Consider the following 21,536-nt stretch of genomic DNA (forward strand, 5'->3'; position numbering starts at 1 on the left):
CGGATGGTCGGGCTATCGTTCGCAATCGCCACCCGGTATTCGCACTTTGAGCCAAGGACTCAAGAAATTTGAGGCCATATTTGAGGGATGGTCAATAGCTCAGGACTCATTTGTGTGTACTTAGTAGGGTGCTCTGGGGGATGGATGACCCCTGGCAAAAGGCGGAGGACGGCAGGCGACTGGCCAGCGAAATACCGGGCGCGCGATTTCAGCCGATCGAGGGAGCGTCTCACTGGATACAGCAGGATGCGCCGGAGCAGTTTTCTCAGGCCCTGCTGGAGTTTTTTGCCGACCTGTAGAACGTCTGCCTCGCTGCTTCGAGGGGTAGACAATTCCCGTTAGGAGCCAAAACACTCCGTTGAGGAATCCTTTTGGGGCGGGCAAGTCGGTAGGCTAGGTTCTTTGCGAGGTAGGTTCGCTATGGGGGCGGCGACACCGGGGTATCGAACGATATTGGCGACCTATTTGAAACCGCAGCGGGGACGGTTTGGGTGGTTGGCGATCGCCCTGCTGGGGGGCATTGGCTTACAGCTGCTGAACCCACAGATTTTGCGCTACTTCATCGATACGGCGATCGCAGGGGGGCCGCAGCGATCGCTGCTGTGGGCGGCGGGGGCGTTTGTGGCGATCGCGCTGGTGCAGCAGGGGCTTGCGATCGCCACTACCTACTTCAGCGAAACCATTGCCTGGCGGGCGACCAACACCCTACGCCTGGATCTGGCCCGCCACGCCCTGGGCCTAGATCTGGCCTTTCACAAAGCCCACACCCCCGGCGAACTGGTGGAGCGGGTCGATGGCGATGTCGATGCCCTATCGCGGTTTTTCTCGCAGTTTGTGTTGCAGGTGGTGGGCAATGGCCTGCAGGTGGTGGGCGTTTTGACGATTTTATGGTTTGAAGACTGGCGGGCCGGGCTGAGCCTGAGCCTGTTTGCCCTGGTGGCCTTTGGCGTGCTGGGCAGCCTGCAATCCCTGGCCATTGGCCCCTGGGGCACCTACCGCCAGATCAGCGCCGAGTTCTACGGCTTTGTAGCCGAACACCTCAGCGGCCTCGAAGACATTCGCGCCAACGGGGCCGTGGGCTACGTGATGGATCGGTTTTATAAAATTCTGCGGCGGTGGCTGGCGGCCTTTCACCAAGCCCGCTTCACCAGCACCTTGCTGTGGGGCAGCACCGTGGGGCTGTTTACCCTGGGCAATGCGATCGCCCTGGCCGTCGGTGCCTACCTCTGGAGCCAAGCTGCTGTCACCATTGGCACCATCTACCTGCTGTTTTACTACGCCACCCTGCTGCAAGAGCCGATCGAGCGCATCCGCGAGGAGCTGGAACAGCTTCAGCAGGCCCAGGCCAGCCTCCGGCGCATTCAGGATTTACTGGGGCACCAGACTCGGGTGAGCCCCGGTGGTCAAGGGGTTTTACCTACGGGCGCGCTGTCGGTGGAGTTTGAGGAGGTGTGGTTTGGATATGGGGAAGACAGGGAAAATTTTGAGGTCTCAGTTTTGAGGTCTCAGTTCAACTCAATTCAAATTGATCCAACTCAAAATCCAAAACCCAAAACTCAAAACTCTTCCCCCACTCTCCAAAACCTCACCCTCCACCTCCCCGCTGGGCGAACCCTCGGTCTGCTGGGCCGCACGGGCAGCGGCAAGAGCACCCTGGCGCGATTGCTTCTGCGGCTGTATGAGATTCAGCGAGGGCAGATTCGCCTGGGGGGTGTCGATATTGCCCAGGTGCCGCTGCGAGAGCTGCCACACCATGTGGGGTTTGTAACGCAGGATGTGCAGTTGTTTCAGACCAGCGTGCGCCATAATCTAACGTTTTTTAGCGGGCACATTTCTGATCACGCGATTCTGCGAACCCTGGAGGAACTGGGCTTGATGCCCTGGCTGGAGGCGCTGCCTGCGGGGCTAGATACTGAACTGGGAGCCGATAGCGGGGGCTTGTCGGCGGGTCAGGCGCAGCTGTTGGCCTTTGCCCGAGTATTTCTTAAAAATCCGGGGCTGGTGGTGCTAGATGAGGCGTCGTCACGGCTTGACCCGCTGACGGAGCAACTGATCGAGCGGGCGGTGGATCGGCTGCTGGAGAATCGCACGGGGATTATCATTGCCCACCGGCTGAAAACGGTGGAGCGGGCCGACCAAATTTTGATTTTGGAGCAGGGGCGGGTGGCGGAGTACGGCGATCGCCCTTCCCTGGTCGCCAATCCCGCCTCTCGCTTTGCCCAGTTGCTCAAGCTGGGGACTGTCGCAGAATCTGAAGCTGCCAACCCTTGGCCATAGCAGCAAATTCCTGATCTCGGGTAGCTATTGAGAATTGGTGCCAATTAGCGATAAGATTTCAGCATCCTCTTTGGCATCTAATGCTTTGGATGTAGGTTGCTGGGGGTTGCTTCAAACAGCTGTCTTCAAGGGATTGTGGCTAGCCGTTGGGGCATCCCCTTTTTTGTCACTGTGCCGTTGTTCTACCCGTCGCCATGCCCATCACCCTGTCCCAAGCTGACTACGCGAACTGGTGCGATGAGTCTACCGCCGCAGAGAGCAACGGAATAGCAGATTCTGTCGGTCTGGGGCAAAGGCAGCAGCGCTATGTGGCGCTCCGTGAGGGGATTGATCTCTGTATTGAAGACCGTTGGCTGAACAGCGATGTAGAGGTGCTGCACTGCGATCGCCCCCATCCCCTAGAGTTTACCTTCGAGCAGGCCCAGAGCGGCGGCAAACACAGCCAGCGCTACGACGTTTTTGGCAGTGGGTTAGCCCCAGCCGGGCTTTGGCGGGTGCCTGGCAATCGACGAATTGTCAGCATCAACGTGCATATCGAGCCCCACATCTTCCAGCAGTGGAGTGGGGACACCTGCGACGATCTCCCAGACCTGCTGCGCCCCGCTGATCAGCGCTACTTTGAGCAGTCTGGCACCCCGACGGCGGCGATGCAGATGGCGGTACAGGCGATTTTGCGCTGCCCATTTCAAGGGTTGACCCAGCGGCTCTACCTGGAAAGCAAGGTGTGGGAGCTGATGGCGTTACTCATTGAAGATCTCAAAACCGCGCCCGATCGCCTCAGCCCCGCGGCCCTCAAACCCGACGATGTGGAGCGCATCCACTACGCCAGCAAGATTCTGCGCCGCCAGCTCACCCAGCCCCCCTCGCTGATTGAGCTGGCGCGGGCCGTGGGCATAAACGACCACAAGCTCAAGGTGGGCTTTCGCCAGGTGTTTGGCACCACGGTATTTGGCTACCTGCACGAGCACCGCATGGAGCGATCGCGCCAGCTGCTCGAATCGGGCGATCTCAGCGTCACCGCCGCCGCCGAGGCCGTGGGCTTTGCCAGCCGAGGCCACTTTGCCGCCGCCTTTCGCCGCAAGTATGGTGTGAATCCGGGGGTGTATGCGCGGGAGAAAAGGGCGTAAAAACTCCGGGGGGCGATCACAAATCCTCCGCCCAGGGATCATCCTTCGCTTTAGCAGCTCTCGCCAACCTGTATCTTATTGAGAAGTATTCCTGATTGCCTCTAAGCCATAGGCCGCTAGGGCATTGTTTTCAACGATTTAGCAGGTGGTGTAATGGGAGTTCGATCGCGAGGGTTGTTGTGGTTTGCTGGCTGGCTGGCGCTGATGCCGATGGCAGTCCAGGCTGAAACAGGGTTGCCGTTGGCGGAGGCGGTTCCGCCCAGCGGCCAGGCGGTGGATCTGGAGATGGCCCAGGCGGCCACGCAGATTACCGGCGTGCGGGTAGAACCTGACGGTCAAGGCATTCGCCTAGTGCTAGATGCCGACGGGGCGCTGGGGGAACCCACGACCTCGGTGGTGGGCAGTGCGCTGGTGGCTGAGATTCCTAACGCCGTGCTGGTCCTGCCGGAGGGGGAAAGCTTTGAGCAGTTTGGCCCTGTCGAGGGCATTGCTCTGGTGAGCGTGACCGGCTTGGAGGGCAACCGAGTGCGGGTGTCGATCACGGGCAGCGACGGGCCGCCAGCGGTGAATGTGAATGCTGGGGCGGCGGGTCTGGTGCTGGGCATTGTGCCGGGATTGGGGCTGGCTGCTGGCGACGATGAGGCCATCCGCATTGGGGTAACGGGGGCGGGCGATGATGGCTTTGCCCCGCGTGACTCCAGCACCGCCACCCGCACCGACACGCCCCTGCGCGATATTCCCCAGTCGATTCAGGTGATTCCTCAGGTGGTGATTGAAAGCCGCGATGCGCGGGAATTGGGCAATGCCCTTGAAAACGCGGCCTCGGTGGCATCCAACGGCGGGCGGGGACTGAGCGTGTTTGGCCCTGGCTTTTTGATTCGCGGATTTGAGACCCGAGGGGGTATTTTTCGCGATGGGGTTCAGGCGTTTTCGTTAGGGGCGCTGAGCACCAACGACATCGAGCGGGTCGAGGTGCTGCGGGGGCCAGCCTCGGTGCTGTTTGGCCAGGGAGAGCCCGGCGGCATCATTAACCTGGTGACGAAGCGCCCGCTAAGTGAGCCGTTCTATGACGTTTCTGCGGGAGTGGATAGCTTTGGCAGCTACGATGGAGGGGTTGACCTGTCAGGGCCGATTACAGCTGACAGCACTCTCCGCTATCGGTTGAACCTGTCCTACGAAAATTTCAATAGCTTTCGCAATTTGGTAGATGGTAATCGCCTGCTGATTTCGCCGATCATCACCTGGGATATTGGCCCCAGCACATCGCTGGATGTGTATGGGCAGTATACGAGCGATCGCGAAACCATCGACGAAGGGTTAGTCGTGGGGGCCAACGGCATTATCGATCTGCCGCGCGATCGCTTTTTGGGCGAAGATTTTGGCGAATTTTCTCAGGATCAGTTCAACCTGGGCTATCGCCTTAACCATGAGATAGACGAAAATCTCACCCTGCGCCACGCCCTGCAATACCAGCAATATTCACCGCGCCGCTACGCCCCTTTATTCGATTCGCTCGATGAAACGACTGGCGAACTGGGGCGCTTGGCTTACTTTGCAGGCGGCACCTACCAGCGCTTTTTTACTAACGCTGAAGCCGTGGGGCGCTTCAATACCGGCTCCATTCCTCACCAGGTCTTGTTTGGTGTTGAGTATCGCAACACGCTAGAACAGCCGGAGTTTCAGTTTAGCAATCTCTATGACCCCATCAATATTTTTAACCCGGTCTACACCGGCATTCCCTACGCTATTGAGCCAGAGTTCTTTAGGGATGACACGATTAGAACCCTGGGCATTTATCTGCAAGATCAGATCGATATTTTGCCCAACCTCAAGCTATTAGCCGGGGTGCGCTACGATACCACCGACCAGTTTCGCACCACGCAGGATATTGGTCAGTCCCGTGCTGAATTTAGCCAAACCGACAGCGCCTTTTCGCCCCGCTTTGGCATTGTCTACGAGCCAATTGAGCCGCTGTCGCTCTATGCGTCGTATACCACGTCATTTCAGCCTGCTTTTGGGGCCAGCCGCAATGCCGATGACTCAAATTTTGACCCCGAGCGGGGCCGCCAGTTTGAGATTGGTGCCAAGGGCGACATTACCGAAAACCTGAGCTTTACCCTGGCCCTGTTTGACATTCGCCGTCAGAATGTGCAAACCCCCGACCCGAACGATCCGCTGTTTACAGTGCAGACCGGTGAGGTGGCGAGTCGAGGCTTTGAACTGGGTCTAGGCGGCGAAATTTTGCCGGGATGGAACCTCACCGCCAACTACACCGCACTGGATGCCTTTGTCAGCCAAGACAACACTATTCCGGTGGGCAATCGCCTAGCCAATGTGCCCGATAACCAGTTCAGTTTGTGGAGCACCTATGAATTGCAGGAGGGCAGTTTGGAGGGGCTGGGCTTTGGTTTAGGTCTCTACTACGTCAGCCAGCGGGCTGGAAATTCCGACAATAGTTTTACGCTACCCAGCTATTTCCGCACCGATGCTTCATTGTTTTATCGCCGCAACAACTGGCGGGCTCAGCTCAATGTGGAGAATCTCTTTAACACCCAGTATTTCACTTCGTCGGATCAGTTTTTAGGGGTGACTCCAGGGGCACCGCTGACGGTATCCGCCAGGGTCGGCGTGGAATTTTAGGAAGGTGAGAGATTTGAGCTTGCGATCGCTGAAATATTGGGGATTCAAAGTCATCTTGTCGCTGCTGACCTTGGGTTTCGTGGTGGCCTGCCAAGGAGGAACACCCGTCGATCAATCGGCTACGGTGGATTGCATTGACGTTGACCACGCGGCTGGCACGACCTGTGTGCCTGACACCTTTGAGCGGCTGGTGACGCTGGATGGGGTTACGTTTGAGTATGCGATCGCAGCTGGCCTTTCCCCCATTGCCACGGCGGCAAGCGGCTTGATGGATCACATGGCTGAGCAACTCGCCAACGTTGAGAACGTGGGCATAACGGGAGAACCCAATCTAGAACAGGTGCTGGCCCTCAAGCCCGATTTGATTGTGGGGTTGGATGTCAACCAGGCGGTCTATGCCCAGGCGGCGCAGATTGCCCCAACTGTGATGTTGGGCTTTGAGCACAGCGGTCAGTGGAAGGCGTCGTTTCAAAAGTTGGCTGAGGCGCTGGGGCAAGCCAACGTTGCCCAGCAGACGATGGCCGATTACGATGCCCGCGTGGCCGACTTTAGGGCTCAAATGGGGGAACGCCTGAGTACGTTGCAGGTGTCGGTGGTGCGCATTTATCCAGACACGATCAACCTTTACCTGAAAGATTCGTTTTGCGGCACCGTGCTGCAAGATGCGGGGCTGAGCCGTCCCCCAGCCCAGGATATTGGAGCAGATGACGCCAATGTCCGGTTTGGTAATGCCATTCAAACCAGCATCAGCCGAGAGCTGTTTGACCAGGCCGATGGCGATGTGATTTTTCTCTGGACGGGGGAGAATACTGCCGAAGCGGCGGCAACGGCCCAGCAAAAGCTAGATGCACTACAGCAAGATCCGCTCTGGCGACAGCTCAAGGCGGTGCAGGCGGGGCGAGTTTATATCGTCCCTAGCTACTGGATCGGCAGCGGCCCGATCGCCGCCAATGCCGTCCTCGATGACCTATTCAAGTATCTTGTGGAGCCTGCTTAGCCATGCCCGACCAGCTGATTGTGTGCCAAAGCTGCGGTTTCTCAGCCGATGAAGAAAAGCGCAACGGCGAAACCGGCGGTGCCCACCTGCTGAAGTACCTGGAAACGCTGTACGAGCATTGGTCACGTAAAGAGGAACTGACCATTGAGCCGACTGGCTGCCTGTGCATTTGTGAACGGCCCTGCGCGATCGCCTACGTGGGCACGGGCAAACCCACCTATCTCTTCACCGAGCTCGACCCCACCACCTGCGCCGCCGACCTGCTCGCCGCCGCCGAACTCTACCTTGACTGCGACAACGGCATGGTGCCCCGATTCAAACTGCCTGAGGAACTGCAAGCCCATAGAACAGCGCGCATTCCATCCGCTCCCTTGGGTTAGCCCCACCATTCAGATTGCCATGCCCCCCATCACTCACCTGCTCTGGCAGCTCATCCGCTACGCCCAACGGCTCTACTGGGTCGATACGCTGCTGTGGCTGTTCATTCTGGGACTGCCTGCGGTACCGGGGCTGGTCATTCGCGAATTTTTTGATACCCTCACTGGAGAGTCCCGCTTTGACGCCTCGCCCTGGGTGTGGATTGGGCTGCTGCTGGCGGTGGGGATGGCGCGGGTGGTGGCAATTTTTGCGGGGCGCATCACCAAAACCCAGCATCGGTTTTTGATCAGTGGCCTGGTGCGCCACAACCTACTGCATGAACTGCTCAAGCGGCCTGGGGCCGAACTGGCGACAGGCGGGGCCAATGGCCAAAATGCTTCCCCTGGCGAAATTCTCAGCTACTTTCGCGACGATGCGGCTCAGATTGAGGATGTGGTGGTGGGCACCAACGAGATTTTTGGTGCCGGGGTGTTTGCCGTGGGCTCCGTGGCGCTGCTGCTCAGCGTCAACCCGACGATGACGTTGCTGGTGTTTTTGCCGCTAGGTGCGATCGCTCTCCTTGCCCACCAGGCCGAGCACCGCCTGAAGCGCTACCGCCGCGCCAGCCGCCAGGCCACCCAGCGCGTCACCGGGCTGATCGGCGAACTGTTTACCGCCGTACAAGCCGTCAAAGTCGCCGGGGCCGAAACCCAAATGCTTGATGAGTTGAGGGAGCGGTGCAATCACCGCCGCTCCCTGATGGTACGCGACCAAGTTTTCAGCGCCATCCTCAACTCTGGCTTTGAAAACATCGTCAGCATCGGCACTGGGCTCATTTTGCTGGTCGCCTCCCAAAGCCTCGGTGCCCAAGGCGACCTCACCGTGGGCGACTTTGCCCTGTTCGTCTATTACCTATCGTTTGTCACCTACTTCCTCGCCTTCCTCGGCGGCTTCATCGCCACCATCAAGCAAAGCGAAGTCTCCTTTGAGCGCATGGGGAAGCTAGTCGGAGTAGATGAGTGGATGAGTGGACGAGTGGATGAGTCCGGCCCATCTACCCTCCCACCCGTCCACCCTCCCACCCCTTACCCCCTCACCTATCCTCACCCCCTCTACCTCAAACCCCTCTTTTACCCAGAGTCAGCGCTGCCGTCGAGGGTAATGGCCACTGCCTCCGCCCCCCTCCGCGAGCTGCGGGTCGAAGGGTTGACCTACCGCTATCCAGGCGGTGGCGGCATCAGCGACATCAGTTTTACCCTCCAGGCGGGCAGCTTGACAGTGATTACCGGGCGAGTAGGCGCGGGCAAAACGACCCTGCTACGGGTGCTGCTGGGGCTGCTGCCCAAACAATCTGGCGCACTATATTGGAATGGTCAGCCAATTCTCGACCCGGCAAATTATTTGGTGCCGCCTCGGGCTGCCTATACCCCGCAGATTCCCCAGCTGTTTAGCGCCTCACTGCGGGAAAATCTGCTGCTGGGGCTAGGGGATGCCGCTAGCCAAGAACAGCTGGATCGGGCGATCGCCACCGCCATTTTCGACCAGGATGTCGCGGCCCTGCCCGAGGGGCTAGAGACTCTAATCGGCACCCGTGGCTTTCGCCTTTCTGGTGGGCAAAAACAGCGGGCCGCCGCTGCCCGCATGCTGCTACGCCAGCCAGCCCTCATGGTGTTCGACGACCTCTCTAGCGCCCTGGATGTTGAGACCGAACAGCATCTTTGGGAGCAGTTGTTCAACCCATTCACCCATCCACCCCTTCCCCCCACCTGCCTAGTCGTCTCCCATCGCCCTGCTGTGCTCAATCGCGCTAATCAAATTCTGTTTTTAGAGAATGGACGCATTGAGTCTGTAACGTAGCTGTAATTTTGAGGTTCAAACAGCATGGCCGCCGACAAAGCCTGGTGGATTTTTGCCCTACTTTCTGCTTTCTTCGCTGCATTGACCACCATTTTTGCCAAGGTTGGCGTAGAAAATATCAACTCTAATTTGGCCACGGCTATTCGCACAGTGGTGATTTTGGCGATCGCCTGGGGGATTGTTTGGGCGAATGGACAGGCTCAAGAGTTGTTTACCATCTCGCCCAAGACGTTGCTATTTCTGGTGTTGTCAGGGGTGGCAACCGGGCTATCGTGGCTGTGCTATTTCAGAGCCTTACAGCTTGGCCATGCCTCTTTGGTTGCACCCGTGGACAAGTCTGGGTTGATCTTGGTGCTGGCGCTATCTGTTTTGTTTTTGGGTGAGCCGTTAACGCTCCAGGTTCTGGTGGGCACGGCGCTGGTGTTAGCTGGCACCTTAGTTCTAGTCATGGGATGAGCACCTATGCATATTGACTACTTTAGTTGAGAGCAGGTCGCATTAAAGATAAGCTGGAAACTGAGCGCACTGGTGGTGTGTGGTTGTTAGCGTTCAATTCTTCTGTCCATGACTTTGATGCTTTCGGAAGCCAATTATCGTGAGCTGTGCCAGTCTTCACAGGCACTAGGATCCAGTATTCATAGCCCTGTCAGTCAGCAAGAGACGAGGCATCAGGTGCCGTCGCTGTTAGGGCGGGGCAGCACTCGATGCTGTGAATTGTCGCCGGGGGTCTGGCTCGATCTGATTGACAAAGAGTTTGTGCAGCCCTGGGCGCTCAGCGTGGCGGAACACAGGCATTTGGTGCAAATCACGGTGTTGCTATCAGGGGCCATTGACTTTGACGATGTCTATCCGACCCTAGGCGTGGGTCAAAGCTATTTTTCTGGAAGTGGCCTCTCACGGGGGTATGTAGCGCGGTATGGGCGATCGCCCCACTTAAAGGGCATTAATATTCACCTTCACCCGAAGGTGCTGCAACCATTTCTCGCAGAGTATGCCACCCACTTGCACCATACATTGCTGAAAACGGATGAGTGGAAATCAGCTTGGTTTCCCGATGTCACCCCAGCGATGCGGGCCGTGGCGCAGCAAATGCTGCAATGCCCATTTCACGGGGTAACGCGACGACTTTTCCTACAAGCTAAGGTGTTCGAGCTGCTGGCGCTTCAGCTCGATGGCATGATGTCTGACCAGGGAACGCCGCCGCTACCCGCCACGCTCAAGGCCGTGACCGTCGAGCGCATCTACGAAGCGCGAGCAAGGCTGGTGGCTCGGCTCGAAAACCCGCCATCGATCCCAGAACTGGCGCAGCAGGTGGGGTTGTGCGATCGCACTCTCCGCCGGGGCTTTCGCGAACTGTTTGGCACCTCGGTAATTGGCTATCTCACCCAGCAGCGCCTCAACCAGGCCGAACACCTGCTCCGAGAGGGTACCTACACCGTCGCTGAGGTCGCCAACAGCGTGGGCTATACCCACCTGGGCCACTTTGCCGCCGCCTTTCGCAAGCAGTTTGGCGTGAGCCCGAGAGAGTGGATAGATGGGTAGACGGGTGGATGCGTGGATGCGTGGATGGATAGGATCGTCGCACCCATCAGCCTAGAATTCTCCGCACTCAAAAGTCCGTTTTTGGATCACTGGGGCCGTTTTTGGATAGACGGAGCCATAGGCAACTGCCTACACTAATTGCTCTTGAGTAATCAAGAAAGATTCGCAACAAGCAGTTGCCCTGTGGGAGGATGTGACATGACGGTACGATCGGTTCGGTTTGGGTTGATGGTGGCCCTGGCTGGAGGGCTGGTTGGCGCGGTGGCTATGCCGCTTGAGGCTCAGGAGATGATTGCTGAGCCGTTGCTTACCCCTGAAGCAATACAGCTAGGCCAGGCGGCAGCGCCCGTGCAGGTGACGGGGGTGCGGCTAGAGCCAGGGGCGACGGGGGTAGAGATTATTTTGGAGGCGGGGGGTGAGATCGCAGCTCCCAGCCTCCAAACCACGGGCAATGCGCTGATTGTGGATATTCCCAATGCGGTGCTGGCCCTGCCCGAGGGGCAAGAGTTTCAGCAGGTCAGCCCCACCGCCGATATTGCCTTTGTGAGTGTTACTCAGGTAGCCGACGATCAGGTGCGGGTAGCCATTACGGGGGTAGATGCGCCGCCGAGAGCTGAGGTGCAGCCTGGCTCGTTGGGACTGCGGCTGACTGTGCTACCCGGAGTTGCCGGAACGACTGCGGAAGCAGAAGCGCTTCAGATTGTGGTCTCAGCGACGCGCACCGCCGAAGCAGTCACCGACATTCCGCGATCGGTCACGGTGATTGAGCGCGAGCAGATTGAACAGCAGGCCCAGGTGTCGCGGGGGCTGGGAGATATTTTGGGCCAGCTGGTGCCAGGCTTGGCCCCAACCACCGGCAGCGCCAGCCAGTTTGGGCAGGCTTTGCGGGGCCGCAATGTTTTGGTGCTGATTGACGGCGTGCCCCAGACCACCAACCGCAATGCTTTTCGAGATTTGCAGACCATTGACCCTAGCGCCATTGAGCGCGTCGAGGTGATCCAGGGGCCAACGGCAATCTATGGCGATGGCGCTACCGGTGGGGTGATCAACATCATTACCCGTGGCCCCGCCGCCGAGGGCGTAGTGCGGCGCACCCGCCTGGGCCTCACCACTGACTTCGCTAACCTATCCGATAGTTTTGGGGCCACGGTCGAGCAGTACGTAGGCGGTCGGGTTGAGGATATGGACTACGCCTTCACAGCATCCTACGACTACGCCGGGGGGTTCTTTGACGCGCTGGGCAACCGCATTCCCTCTGACCCCAACGCCCAAGGCGGACTATCCGACACGGGCAGCCTGAATATTTTGGGCAAAATTGGCGTAGACTTCGCTGAAAACCAGCGGCTTCAGCTCACCTTTAACCACTACGAAGCAACTCAAACTACCGACTTCACAGTTGACCCGAGCATTGGGGCGATCGCGGGCAGACAACGATCTCGCGCCATTGTTGGGCTCGACCTCGATACCCCCCAAACCAGCAACAACACGCTGCTCAGTCTCGATTACAGCCACAGCAACGTGCTCAATGGCGACCTCAAGGGTCAGCTTTACTACCGCGATTACCTGACCCGGTTTTTCCCCTTTGATGGCCGCGCAGTTGCCAGCTTAGGCAATGCTATTTTTCAGTCTGAAGTTGACTCTATAGAATGGGGTGGGCGGCTACAGTTTGACACCCCCCTGGCCGCAGACGACACCCTACGCCTGCTGTGGGGGGCCGACTACAACAACGAGCGCACCGCTCAGCCGGTGAATATTTTTGACCCCGCCCCCTTTGATGCCAGCGGCGGTCTCACCTACCGCACTACGGGTCAGCGCACCTGGGTGCCGCCCCTCAACCAAGACAGCCTGGGGCTGTTTGCCCAGCTCAACTGGCAAGCCAGCGATCGCATCACCCTGCTGGGCGGCATTCGCCACGAGCGGGTGGGCCTGACGGTAAATGACTTTACTACCTTGGCAGGCAATGCCGTGCAGGGGGGCGATCTGGCCTACGACGCCACGCTGTTTAACCTGGGCGGGGTGGTCGATATCACCGACAACATTGGGCTGTTTGCCAACTTTGCCCAGGGCTTTTCCCTGGCCGATGTGGGCCTGGTGCTGCGCAATGCTCCAGCGGGCTTTTCGGTCAATACGTTGCGGCCCGAGGCCCAGCGAGTCAACCACTACGAAGTCGGCCTGCGCGGCAATTGGCAGGGGCTCCAGGCATCGCTAGCGGGGTTTTACAACTCCTCTGAATTAGGCACCACCTTCACCGCCCCTGGCGAAATTTTGCGCGCCCCAGAACGGATCTATGGGGTAGAGGCCACCGTAGATGCTCAGCTCAGCGAGAGCTGGCTGCTGGGCGGCACGGCTAGCTGGTCAAAGGGCGAGATTGACCGCACCAACACCGGCACCTACACTCCTCTAGACGGCTTCCGCATTGCGCCACTGAAGCTCACGGCCTATGTTGAAAACCAAACTACTCCCGGCTGGCGCAACCGTTTGCAGGCGATTTATTCGGGCGATCGCGATGCGTTTGCCAACGACAGTGTCTTTGGCCAGCGCCTCGTCAACAGCTACTTCACCGTGGATTACATCAGTCAGCTTGATGTCGGCCCCGGTACCCTCGAAATCGGGATCGCCAACCTATTGAACACCGACTATTTTCCCGTAGTGTCTCAGCTTCAGCCCAGCGAGTTGAGCAATGCAGCAGCGCGGGGGCGATTCTTGCGACTCGGGTATTCGTTTGAGTGGTAAATGGTAGACGGTTTACGGTGCAAGGTGCACGGCTTGCCTTAAACCTTGTACCGCAAACCGTGTACCGCAAACCCCGACAATTCTACCGCCCTAAATACTGCTCCAAATCATCTAGCAGTAGATGCGCCGCCTGAATTCCTCCGGCGGTAGTCCACACCGCATCGCTGACGGCGTAGGCGTTACCGACTTTAACCACCGCTAGCTGTTGCCACAGAGGGTGGCTCAGCCAGGGATTAGTCATGGTACTGGGCGCTTGGCCATCATTTTTTCCGGTGTAGGTGAAGTAGAACAGCGCATCGGCGTCCATCTGCGGGATTTGCTCAAAGGAAACCTCTTGGGCAAATCCTGCCTCTGCCTGGCTGGCGGGCCGTTTCAGCCCCACCTCTTGCACAATTTGGCCGGGGAAAGAGTCGTTTAAATAAACGCGAGCTGCCCCCGGCAGAAACCGGACGAGGGAAACCTGAATGTCTCGCTCGGCGAACTGCTCGCGCAGCTGAGCGACCCGCGCTTCCCAATCGGCCAAAAGCTTCTCAGCTTCAGCGTCGCGGTTGAGGGCTTGACCGTAGAGGCGCAGGTTGTCTTGCCAAGGTTCACCGATGGTTTCTGAAAAGACCGTGGGTGCGATCGCACTCAACTGCTCATAAATCTGCCCTTGCCGCACCTCGCTACCCAAAATCAAATCGGGCTGCAAGGCCACAATTTGCTCTAAGCTGGGCTGCATTTCATCGCCGACTACGGGCACCTCAGCCATGGCATCGGCAAGGTAGTCGTAGTAAGGTTCCCCCGACCATGACTTGACCGCACCCACCGGGGTAAGCCCCAGGGCCAGCACCATATCGGTGGCCTCGTTGGTCAACACCACCACCCGCTGCGGATCGCTGGGGACAGCGGCATTGCCCATGGCGTGGGCCACAAGACGTTGATTATTTTCCTGCGGTGACGAGACGGGGGGCAGGCTGGGCTGGAGAGGCGAGGGTTGGCTAGCACAACTGGCTATCAGCCAGCCCATTACAAAAATTTGGCAAGTAAGTCGGATCTTCATGTCATCTACTGTTGCAGGATAGGCACTCGCTAGGGAAAGCGCCAGCCTAGGGTCAACCGGTTCCTAAAAGACAGCTGCCCTGGGAGATTGGCGGCTCAGCCTTTGCTCAAATGGCAACCAGTCTCATTTAGACTAGTAGATTATTATCAGCCATTTCTGTCGTCACCTCAATGCCTATCACCCTGTCGCAACACGATTTTTGGTCACTCATCAAGCAACCTGCCAACCTTGACTCCGACAACGACTGGGCCGGTGGCGAGGCAGGCGAACAGGCCTGGGCCTACCCCCAACAGTTTGGTCAGGGCTATTTTCGCGAAATTCAGCTGAGGTCAGGGCTGCACCTGGAAATTAGCGACATACAGCACCATACGCCCGTGGTTGTGAACTGCGGCGATCGCCCCCACCCGGTAGAAGTCCACTTCGATATCTGCGACGACAGCACCAAAGGCGCTAGCACCGCAGGTCAGCACTGGCTCTACAGCAGCGGCTTGGCCCCCGCCAAACAGATCTGCCACGCCCCTCATCCCCGAAATCTCTCCCTCAGCGTGCACCTGGAGCCAGCCCTCGTTCGCACCCTGCTGGGGGAAGCTGCGATCACAATGCTGCCTGGCCTTGGCCCCCTGCTAAGGCCCGCCGATCAGCCCTATGCCAGCCAGGGCTGTCGCACCTCCCCAGCGATGAAGATGATTTTGCAGCAGATTCTCACCTGTCCATTCTCAGGGCCAATTCGACAACTTTTTTTAGAAGGCAAGGTGCTAGAGCTGATTGCCCTCACCCTCCAGGCCGCGACACCGCCTCAGCCCGCGATCAGTCACCGTCTTAAGCCCGACGATATCGATCGCATTCACCAAGCCAAGGATATTCTCTTACAAGATTTGGCCCATCCCCCTTCGCTCATTGGTCTAGCACGTCAGGTGGGCCTCAATGACTGCACTCTAAAGCGCGGCTTTCGGGCGGTCTTTAACACCACCGTATTTGGCTATCTGCAAGCCCAGCGCCTTGACCAGGCCCGACTTTTGCTGCTCGATGGGCAGCTCAATGTGCAGCAGGCGGCCAGCGCCGTCGGCTACCACAGCCGTAGTCATTTCACCACCAACTTTCGCCAGCGTTTTGGGGTCAGCCCGAGGGAGTTGCTGGCCCAAAATTATTCCCTAGCGGGTACATCTTATTCCCGCTAGGGCACATCGACGCTTTCGGTGGCGCACCATAATTCTGTATGTTCTTGAGAAAGATTCTTGTTTAGATGGCGGTAGGGCAACCTGTCGCCGCGTAATCGTGGTGTGAGTGAAATGCAGATGCAGCGTGTCCTTTGGATGGCAGGGTTGATCGTGTTGGCGGTAGCCCCAGCAGTGGCAGCGGCACCTTTAATAGGGCCTATCCCAGTGGATGGTGAATTGGTAGAAACCAACGCGACAACCTGGGTGGCCCAAGACAACCCGGTGGAAATTACCGCAATTCAGGTCGTAGAAACAGAGGCCGGAACACAGCTGGTGGTCGAAACAGCATCAGGGGAGATGCTTGCTCCGACCTTTTCAACGGCGGGTAATGCTCTGATAGTCGATTTGCCCAATGCGGTGCTGGCCCTGCCTGACGGAGCCGGGTACGAGGTGTTTGGCCCCGCTGAAGACATTGCCTATGTCAGCGCCACGGCGCTGGATGAACGCACGGTGCGTATTGCCATCACCGGCACCGATGCGGCCCCCCAGGGGGAAGTGAGCCGCCAGGCTAACGGGGTGAGCATTGGCCTGACGCCCGGCACTGCTGGAGCCGCTGAGGCCGCCCCCCTGCGGGTGGTGGTGTCAGCCACTCGCAGCGAAGAGGAGGCCACGACAATTCCTCGGTCGGTGACCGTCATTACCCGGGAGGAAATTCAGCAGCAGACCTCCGTCAGTCGAGACTTGACCGATATTTTAGGGGCGTTGGTACCGGGTCTTGCGCCATCCTCCGAGCGGACGTTTACGGCGGCCTCACTGCGGGGTCGAGATGCCGTGATTTTGATCGATGGGGTGCCGCAAAATGTCAACGTGCGCGACTTTGATCGCGAGCTGCGCACCCTCGATCCCAGCATCATTGAGCGCATTGAAGTGGTGCGCGGCCCTAGCGCCATCTACGGGGGGGGGGCGACCGGCGGCATCATCAACATCATTACGCGGCAGCCCGACGAGGCCGACTTTAGCGCCACCTCAGAGGTGAGCGTCAATTCTGCCCTGGGGAGCTTGCAGGGCGAGAGCTTTGGCTACTTTGTTCAACAGACGGTCTCTGCCCGCGATGGCAACGCCGATATTTTGGCCTCGCTGTCACGGGGTGATACTGGGGCCTCGTTTGACGGGCAGGGCGATCGCATTCCCACCATTCAAGGCACCGATGAGAGTGAGAATGTGTCGCTCTTTACCCGGTTGGGCTACAACCCCGACGAAAACCAGCGGCTGCAGTTTTCGCTCAACTACTACCGCGAAAGCCGCAACAGCGACGTGATTGCCGACCCCAGCGTTGACGATGAGCCCGGCGAGCAAAAGGCTCGCGCCTTGAGGGTGGGGCAGCTGAGCTTTCCCGAAGGGGGTGGCCCCCAGGCCGATCGCAACTTGATCCTAAATCTCAGCTATCGCCACGACGACATTTTGAACGGCAGCCTCGACAGCCAGCTTTACTTCCGCGATAACTCAAGCCGCAGCGACCCCCGCGATCGCCGTCCCCGGCCCTTTGGCATCTTTCAGGGAGAGCTAGAGTCGCAAAACTGGGGCGGACGGCTCGCCCTCGATACTCCGCTAACAGATAGCCTCAACCTGGTTTGGGGAGCCGACTACAACCGCGAGACCACCGCCAATACCTATAACCTCTTCGACCCAGTCAGCTTCGACGACAGCAATGGTCGAGTCAACCGGCTGATCGAGCAGCGCCCCCTGGTGCCGCCCTACACCCTCAGCAGTTTGGGGCTATTCTCTCAGCTCCAGTGGCAAACTACCGACTGGTTGGAGCTATCGGGGGGCGTTCGCCACGAGCGTATTGGCTTTTCGGTGGGCGACTACACCACCTTTTTTGGTGACCCGATCGCAGGGGGCGATCGCAACTTTAGCGACACTGCCTTTAACGCGGGCGCAGTGGCCGATATCACCCCCGAAATCAGCCTATTTGCCAACTTCGCCCAGGGTTTTTCGGTGCCCGATTTTGGCGCGGTGCTGGGCTTTGCCGACCCTGACTTTGCGGTGAATTCAGATGTGCAAGCCAACCAGCCCCAGAAAGTCAGCGAGTATGAGGTCGGCATTCGCGGTAACTGGAACACGGTTCAGGCCTCAATTTCAGGGTTCTATAACACCTCCGAGTTAGGCTCCACCTTTGTGTTTGATGACGCCACTGGTCTCTACGAACTGGTGCGAGCCCCCGAGCGCGTCTATGGCCTAGAGGCCACCCTGGATGTGCAGCCCAGCCCCACCTGGAGCCTGGGCACCACCCTCAGCCTGATCGGCGGCGAAGCCGATCTAGACGACACCGGAGAGTTCGTCGCCATCAGCAGCACCCGCATTCAGCCCCTCAAGCTCACCGCCTACATCGAAAATGAAACCCTGCCGGGCTGGCGCAACCGCCTCCAGCTGTTGTACGTGGGCAGTCGCAGCGCCGCCTTTGACGCCGAGGTTGACCCCAGCCCGATCAACAGCTACGCCGTGGTGGATCTGATCAGCAGCGTTGATGTCGGCCCCGGCACCTTAGACATTGGCATCGCTAACCTGTTCGATGCGTTCTACTTCCCGGCCTATGCCCAGCGTAGCAGCGGGTTTTCTGAGACCTTCAACAGCGCCGCGTCTGGGCGACGGGTGACTGTGGGGTATCGGGTGACATTCTAGGAGTAGATAGATGGGTAGGGGGTGGATGGGTAAGTAATTGATGATTGGAAGTTTAGAGATGAATAGTCAATGCCCCTACTTGTCCACCCTCCCACACGACCTATGAATCTAAAAACTTGGCTACTTCACGGCCTGCTCGTGGTGCTGGTGGCGGTGGGGGCAATCGCCTGTCAGACCTCCCCCATCGCCAATCCGGCTCCCTCCGACTGCCGCATGGTGCAGCATCCCCTAGGGGAGACCTGTGTGCCCATGCAGCCAAGTCGAGTGGTGGCCCTAGATCACACAGCTGCGGGTAATTTGCTGTCGTTAGGGGTGATGCCAGTTGGGGTAGCCAGCAACTTGCTGCATCAGCTAGCCGAGCGACTGCCAGATGTACCGCGCCTGGGCCAAAGCAATCAGATCAATTTGGAGGCATTGGCGGCTTTACAGCCTGATTTGATTATCGGGGCCGCCTCAGATCTAGAGGGCACCTACGACAAGGTGTCGGCGATCGCCCCTACCGTTGCCTTTGAGATGCAGACCACCGCCGACTGGCAGCGCCCCTTTCGCTTTCACGCTCAGGTGCTGGGGCTAGAGAGTCGGGCGGAGGCGGTGCTCAACCAGTATCAGCAGCGAGTAGAGGCGCTGAGAAACCAACTAGGCAGCCCGCCTGCGCAGGTCTCTCTGGTGCGGGTAATGGCGCAGTCGGGCCAGATCAGTCTGTATCTAAAAAACTGTTTCGGCGGCTCTATCTTGGCCGATATCGGCTTTGCCCGTCCCCCCGCCCAGGATGAAGGCACCCCGGAGCAGCCGCCCTTTACCAAACTGATTAGCCGCGAAGCCTTGCCTGAGGCCGATGGCGACGTGATTTTGCTCTTCTCCTTTGGGGCCACGCCTGAAATTGCCGCTGCTGCTGAAGCCGAGTTAGATCGGCTCAAGACCGACCCCCTCTGGCAGTCGCTGCGGGCCGTGCAGCAAAACCAGGTCTATGGGGTGGGGCACTATTGGGGGGCGGGCAACAGTCCCCTAGCGGCGGAGTGGGTTTTGGATGATGTGGAGCAGTATCTACTGCAAGCTTTTCCCTAAAAAGCAACAGTAGCCTTATGAACAGAGCAACAGCCGATGTTTGCCTACTCAGATTTGCTATGGGTGCCGATCGCCTGTAATCTGGGTAGCCAAAAGCCTCCTAGACCGACGAGCACCATGGCCAGGGAGCAGACCCAATAGAGTACCGCCATAGTCGCGCCGGGGCCACTACCAAATAGGCCCTCTAGACGGGTTAGACGAGGCCCGGTTGCCATGGCGGGTTCTAGCCATTTATCGGCCAGGGGGCCAGCGATTAACGCGGCCCCGGCACTCACCACCTGCACCACCAAGGCATTGGCGGCAAAGACTCGGCCCTGCTGGGCGGGGTCTATCTGGGTCATCCAAATCGCGGTTTCGGAGCTGCCCAGCAGGGGAAAGTTGAGCGACGAGCAAAACTGAGCCGGTAGCCAGATGTGGGGCGATCGCCCTAGGCCAAACACCATTTTGCTCAGCCCCGCCCCAATAAAACCTGCCAGCATGCCGTGCACCTTTTGCTTGGGGCCACCCCAAAGGCTGAGCAAAATTGCCCCCGCCACGCCGCCGATGCCTGCTGCCGTGGCGGTGCTGGCCAGTACCTGGGCGCTGCCGTTGGAGCGGGCCAAAATCATCGGGTCGTAGATGGCACCGCCCAGGTCGTGGAAAAACCAGAACAGGGTGCTAATCAGCAGCAAGGCCCGCAGGTGTGGCTGTTGCCAAACTTCGCGAAAGCCGAAGGTCAGTTTGCTCACCAGCGTTTCAAGTTTGGGGCGGCTCACAGGTGCAGGATCGGGAATGGTGCAGGAAAGCAGGGTTGCGATCGCCATGCCAAAGGTCACACCATCCAGCCCCAAAATCCCTAGAAGGCCGATGCGCGAATACAGTACCCCCGCCAGAGCTGGCCCCACAATGGCAGCCCCGTAGTGTACCGCTGAATTCATGCTGTTGGCCCGTGTGAGTTGGGCAGGCGGCACCAGGCTAGAAATAGAGGTTTGGTAGGCCAAGCTTTGAATTTGCCCAAAGCTGCCCGTGAGCATGACCGCTGCATAGAGATGCCAAATGTGTAGGCTGTCAATGAAGTAAAGCCAGCCAATACCGGCGGTGGCAAGCACGGCGACGGTATCGCCCACGATCATGAGTTGCTTGCGATTGAAATGATCAACAATTAGCCCTGCAAACAGGGTAATGGGAATACGGGGAGCTTGGGAAAAGAACCCAATCATGGCCAAGGCCGTTGCCGATCCGGTAGTTTCCCATGCCCAAATGGTGAGGACAAACTCGGTTATGTAGCTGCCGATGGTTGAGACGAGTTGACCGAACCAAATAATCGTAAAAGTACGCACAAATTTAATTTATGGCTTTAGAGCAGTTCTCGATAAGATGAGGTGCAAATCGCTGAGTTCTAGATCCCCTCAGTACCTAACTGTCTAAGTTTCACTCTGTAACCCTCCTTATCAAGGGGGGGGCAGGGGGGATCAATTGCGATGTACTTTCTCTAAGTGAAACCCGCTGTAGTACGCTTCGCTTTAATCGCTGAAGTTTAAGGACGGAATACAAGCTATAAATTCAGTCTTTAAAACTTCTGGAAATTGCTTCCAGGGAATGGTGCCGCTCTTGCTGTCGAGGTAGCGCTCGCTTAGTTGCAAGACTGCTTCGGCAGTTTCATTATGGTTATTGTCTTGAACTAAGACTTTCGCTAGGGCGTAGGTGGGCTTGTCCTCTGCTGCGAACGCAATGGAGCAGGGATGATCGCAAGTCCACAGACAGTCTACGCCGCGCACCTCTAGTTCTGATTGGCGCGGCGAGGTTTGGTGCAGGGTTTGGATGCGATCGCACAAAACAGCCCCATCCGCAGGCTGTTCCAGAGGCCGTTGCTCCGATCCATGGCAGGAACGACAAATGAAAAGAGTGGATTTTGGCATGGCGGTTATCAATTAGCGAGTAGAGGTAACAACATTTCATACTAAATCCGGATAACATACCCCCGAAAGGATCGGGCTCTTCATGCGGGCCACCAGTGATAGTTGGTCAAGGCTTTAATCTCGGATTGCATTGACAGCAAGGTGCGGCAGCGAGCCTCAAGG

The 21,536-nt window shown here is 58.2% G+C and carries 16 protein-coding genes; 13 read left to right on the forward strand and 3 right to left on the reverse strand.

What is annotated here, in order from left to right; genetic code table 11:
* Nucleotides 1–140 precede the first annotated feature (140 nt).
* The 10 genes from ACQ4N7_RS27645 (at nucleotide 141) to ACQ4N7_RS27690 (ending at nucleotide 13,530) form a co-directional block, all read left to right on the forward strand.
* Nucleotides 141–299: an alpha/beta fold hydrolase gene (locus tag ACQ4N7_RS27645; RefSeq protein WP_430714662.1), complete on the forward strand. Its 159-nt coding sequence runs from the start codon at nucleotides 141–143 to the stop codon at nucleotides 297–299.
* A gap of 121 nt (nucleotides 300–420) precedes the next feature.
* Nucleotides 421–2,277, forward strand: a complete 1,857-nt coding sequence (locus ACQ4N7_RS27650) for an ABC transporter ATP-binding protein (protein ID WP_430714663.1) — start codon at nucleotides 421–423, stop codon at nucleotides 2,275–2,277.
* A gap of 194 nt (nucleotides 2,278–2,471) precedes the next feature.
* Nucleotides 2,472–3,404: a helix-turn-helix transcriptional regulator gene (locus ACQ4N7_RS27655; protein WP_430714664.1), complete on the forward strand. Its 933-nt coding sequence runs from the start codon at nucleotides 2,472–2,474 to the stop codon at nucleotides 3,402–3,404.
* 153 nt (nucleotides 3,405–3,557) lie between these two features.
* Nucleotides 3,558–6,044 carry a TonB-dependent siderophore receptor gene (locus ACQ4N7_RS27660; protein WP_430714665.1) on the forward strand — a complete coding sequence of 829 codons (2,487 nt, stop codon included), beginning with the start codon at nucleotides 3,558–3,560 and terminating at the stop codon, nucleotides 6,042–6,044.
* Nucleotides 6,045–6,057: 13 nt separating this feature from the next.
* Nucleotides 6,058–7,041, forward strand: a complete 984-nt coding sequence (locus tag ACQ4N7_RS27665; protein ID WP_430714678.1) for an iron-siderophore ABC transporter substrate-binding protein — start codon at nucleotides 6,058–6,060, stop codon at nucleotides 7,039–7,041.
* A 2-nt stretch (nucleotides 7,042–7,043) separates the two neighbouring features.
* Nucleotides 7,044–7,421: a DUF1636 domain-containing protein gene (locus ACQ4N7_RS27670; protein ID WP_430714666.1), complete on the forward strand. Its 378-nt coding sequence runs from the start codon at nucleotides 7,044–7,046 to the stop codon at nucleotides 7,419–7,421.
* Nucleotides 7,422–7,440: 19 nt separating this feature from the next.
* Entirely contained in the window at nucleotides 7,441–9,255 is a 1,815-nt protein-coding gene (locus ACQ4N7_RS27675) for an ABC transporter ATP-binding protein (RefSeq protein ID WP_430714667.1), read from the forward strand.
* Between the two features lie 24 nt (nucleotides 9,256–9,279).
* Entirely contained in the window at nucleotides 9,280–9,711 is a 432-nt protein-coding gene (locus tag ACQ4N7_RS27680) for an EamA family transporter (protein WP_430714668.1), read from the forward strand.
* A 216-nt stretch (nucleotides 9,712–9,927) separates the two neighbouring features.
* Entirely contained in the window at nucleotides 9,928–10,797 is an 870-nt protein-coding gene (locus tag ACQ4N7_RS27685) for a helix-turn-helix transcriptional regulator (RefSeq protein WP_430714669.1), read from the forward strand.
* A 198-nt stretch (nucleotides 10,798–10,995) separates the two neighbouring features.
* Complete coding sequence (locus ACQ4N7_RS27690; RefSeq protein ID WP_430714670.1) at nucleotides 10,996–13,530, forward strand: TonB-dependent receptor domain-containing protein; 2,535 nt, start codon at nucleotides 10,996–10,998, stop codon at nucleotides 13,528–13,530.
* Nucleotides 13,531–13,612: 82 nt separating this feature from the next.
* Here the strand turns inward: ACQ4N7_RS27690 and ACQ4N7_RS27695 are convergent, their stop codons facing one another.
* Nucleotides 13,613–14,443, reverse strand: coding sequence for an ABC transporter substrate-binding protein (locus ACQ4N7_RS27695; RefSeq protein WP_430714672.1), 831 nt, complete (start codon nucleotides 14,441–14,443; stop codon nucleotides 13,613–13,615).
* Between the two features lie 299 nt (nucleotides 14,444–14,742).
* Between ACQ4N7_RS27695 and ACQ4N7_RS27700 the strand changes: the two genes are divergently transcribed.
* The 3 genes from ACQ4N7_RS27700 to ACQ4N7_RS27710 all read left to right on the forward strand — a co-directional run bounded on the left by ACQ4N7_RS27700 (nucleotide 14,743) and on the right by ACQ4N7_RS27710 (nucleotide 19,476).
* Complete coding sequence (locus tag ACQ4N7_RS27700) at nucleotides 14,743–15,750, forward strand: helix-turn-helix transcriptional regulator (RefSeq protein ID WP_430714673.1); 1,008 nt, start codon at nucleotides 14,743–14,745, stop codon at nucleotides 15,748–15,750.
* Between the two features lie 117 nt (nucleotides 15,751–15,867).
* Nucleotides 15,868–18,411 (forward strand): TonB-dependent receptor domain-containing protein, encoded by a 2,544-nt coding sequence (locus ACQ4N7_RS27705; protein WP_430714674.1) that lies wholly within the window; start codon nucleotides 15,868–15,870, stop codon nucleotides 18,409–18,411.
* A 102-nt stretch (nucleotides 18,412–18,513) separates the two neighbouring features.
* Nucleotides 18,514–19,476, forward strand: a complete 963-nt coding sequence (locus ACQ4N7_RS27710; RefSeq protein WP_430714675.1) for an iron-siderophore ABC transporter substrate-binding protein — start codon at nucleotides 18,514–18,516, stop codon at nucleotides 19,474–19,476.
* Nucleotides 19,477–19,520: 44 nt separating this feature from the next.
* Here ACQ4N7_RS27710 and ACQ4N7_RS27715 read toward each other — a convergent pair whose 3' ends face one another.
* Entirely contained in the window at nucleotides 19,521–20,795 is a 1,275-nt protein-coding gene (locus ACQ4N7_RS27715; RefSeq protein ID WP_430714676.1) for an MFS transporter, read from the reverse strand.
* 183 nt (nucleotides 20,796–20,978) lie between these two features.
* Nucleotides 20,979–21,374, reverse strand: coding sequence for a DUF1636 family protein (locus tag ACQ4N7_RS27720; protein WP_430714677.1), 396 nt, complete (start codon nucleotides 21,372–21,374; stop codon nucleotides 20,979–20,981).
* Nucleotides 21,375–21,536: the final 162 nt, after the last annotated feature.

It is taken from the genome of Nodosilinea sp. AN01ver1, from assembly GCF_050565655.1.
Taxonomy (GTDB): Bacteria; Cyanobacteriota; Cyanobacteriia; order Phormidesmidales; family Phormidesmidaceae; genus Nodosilinea.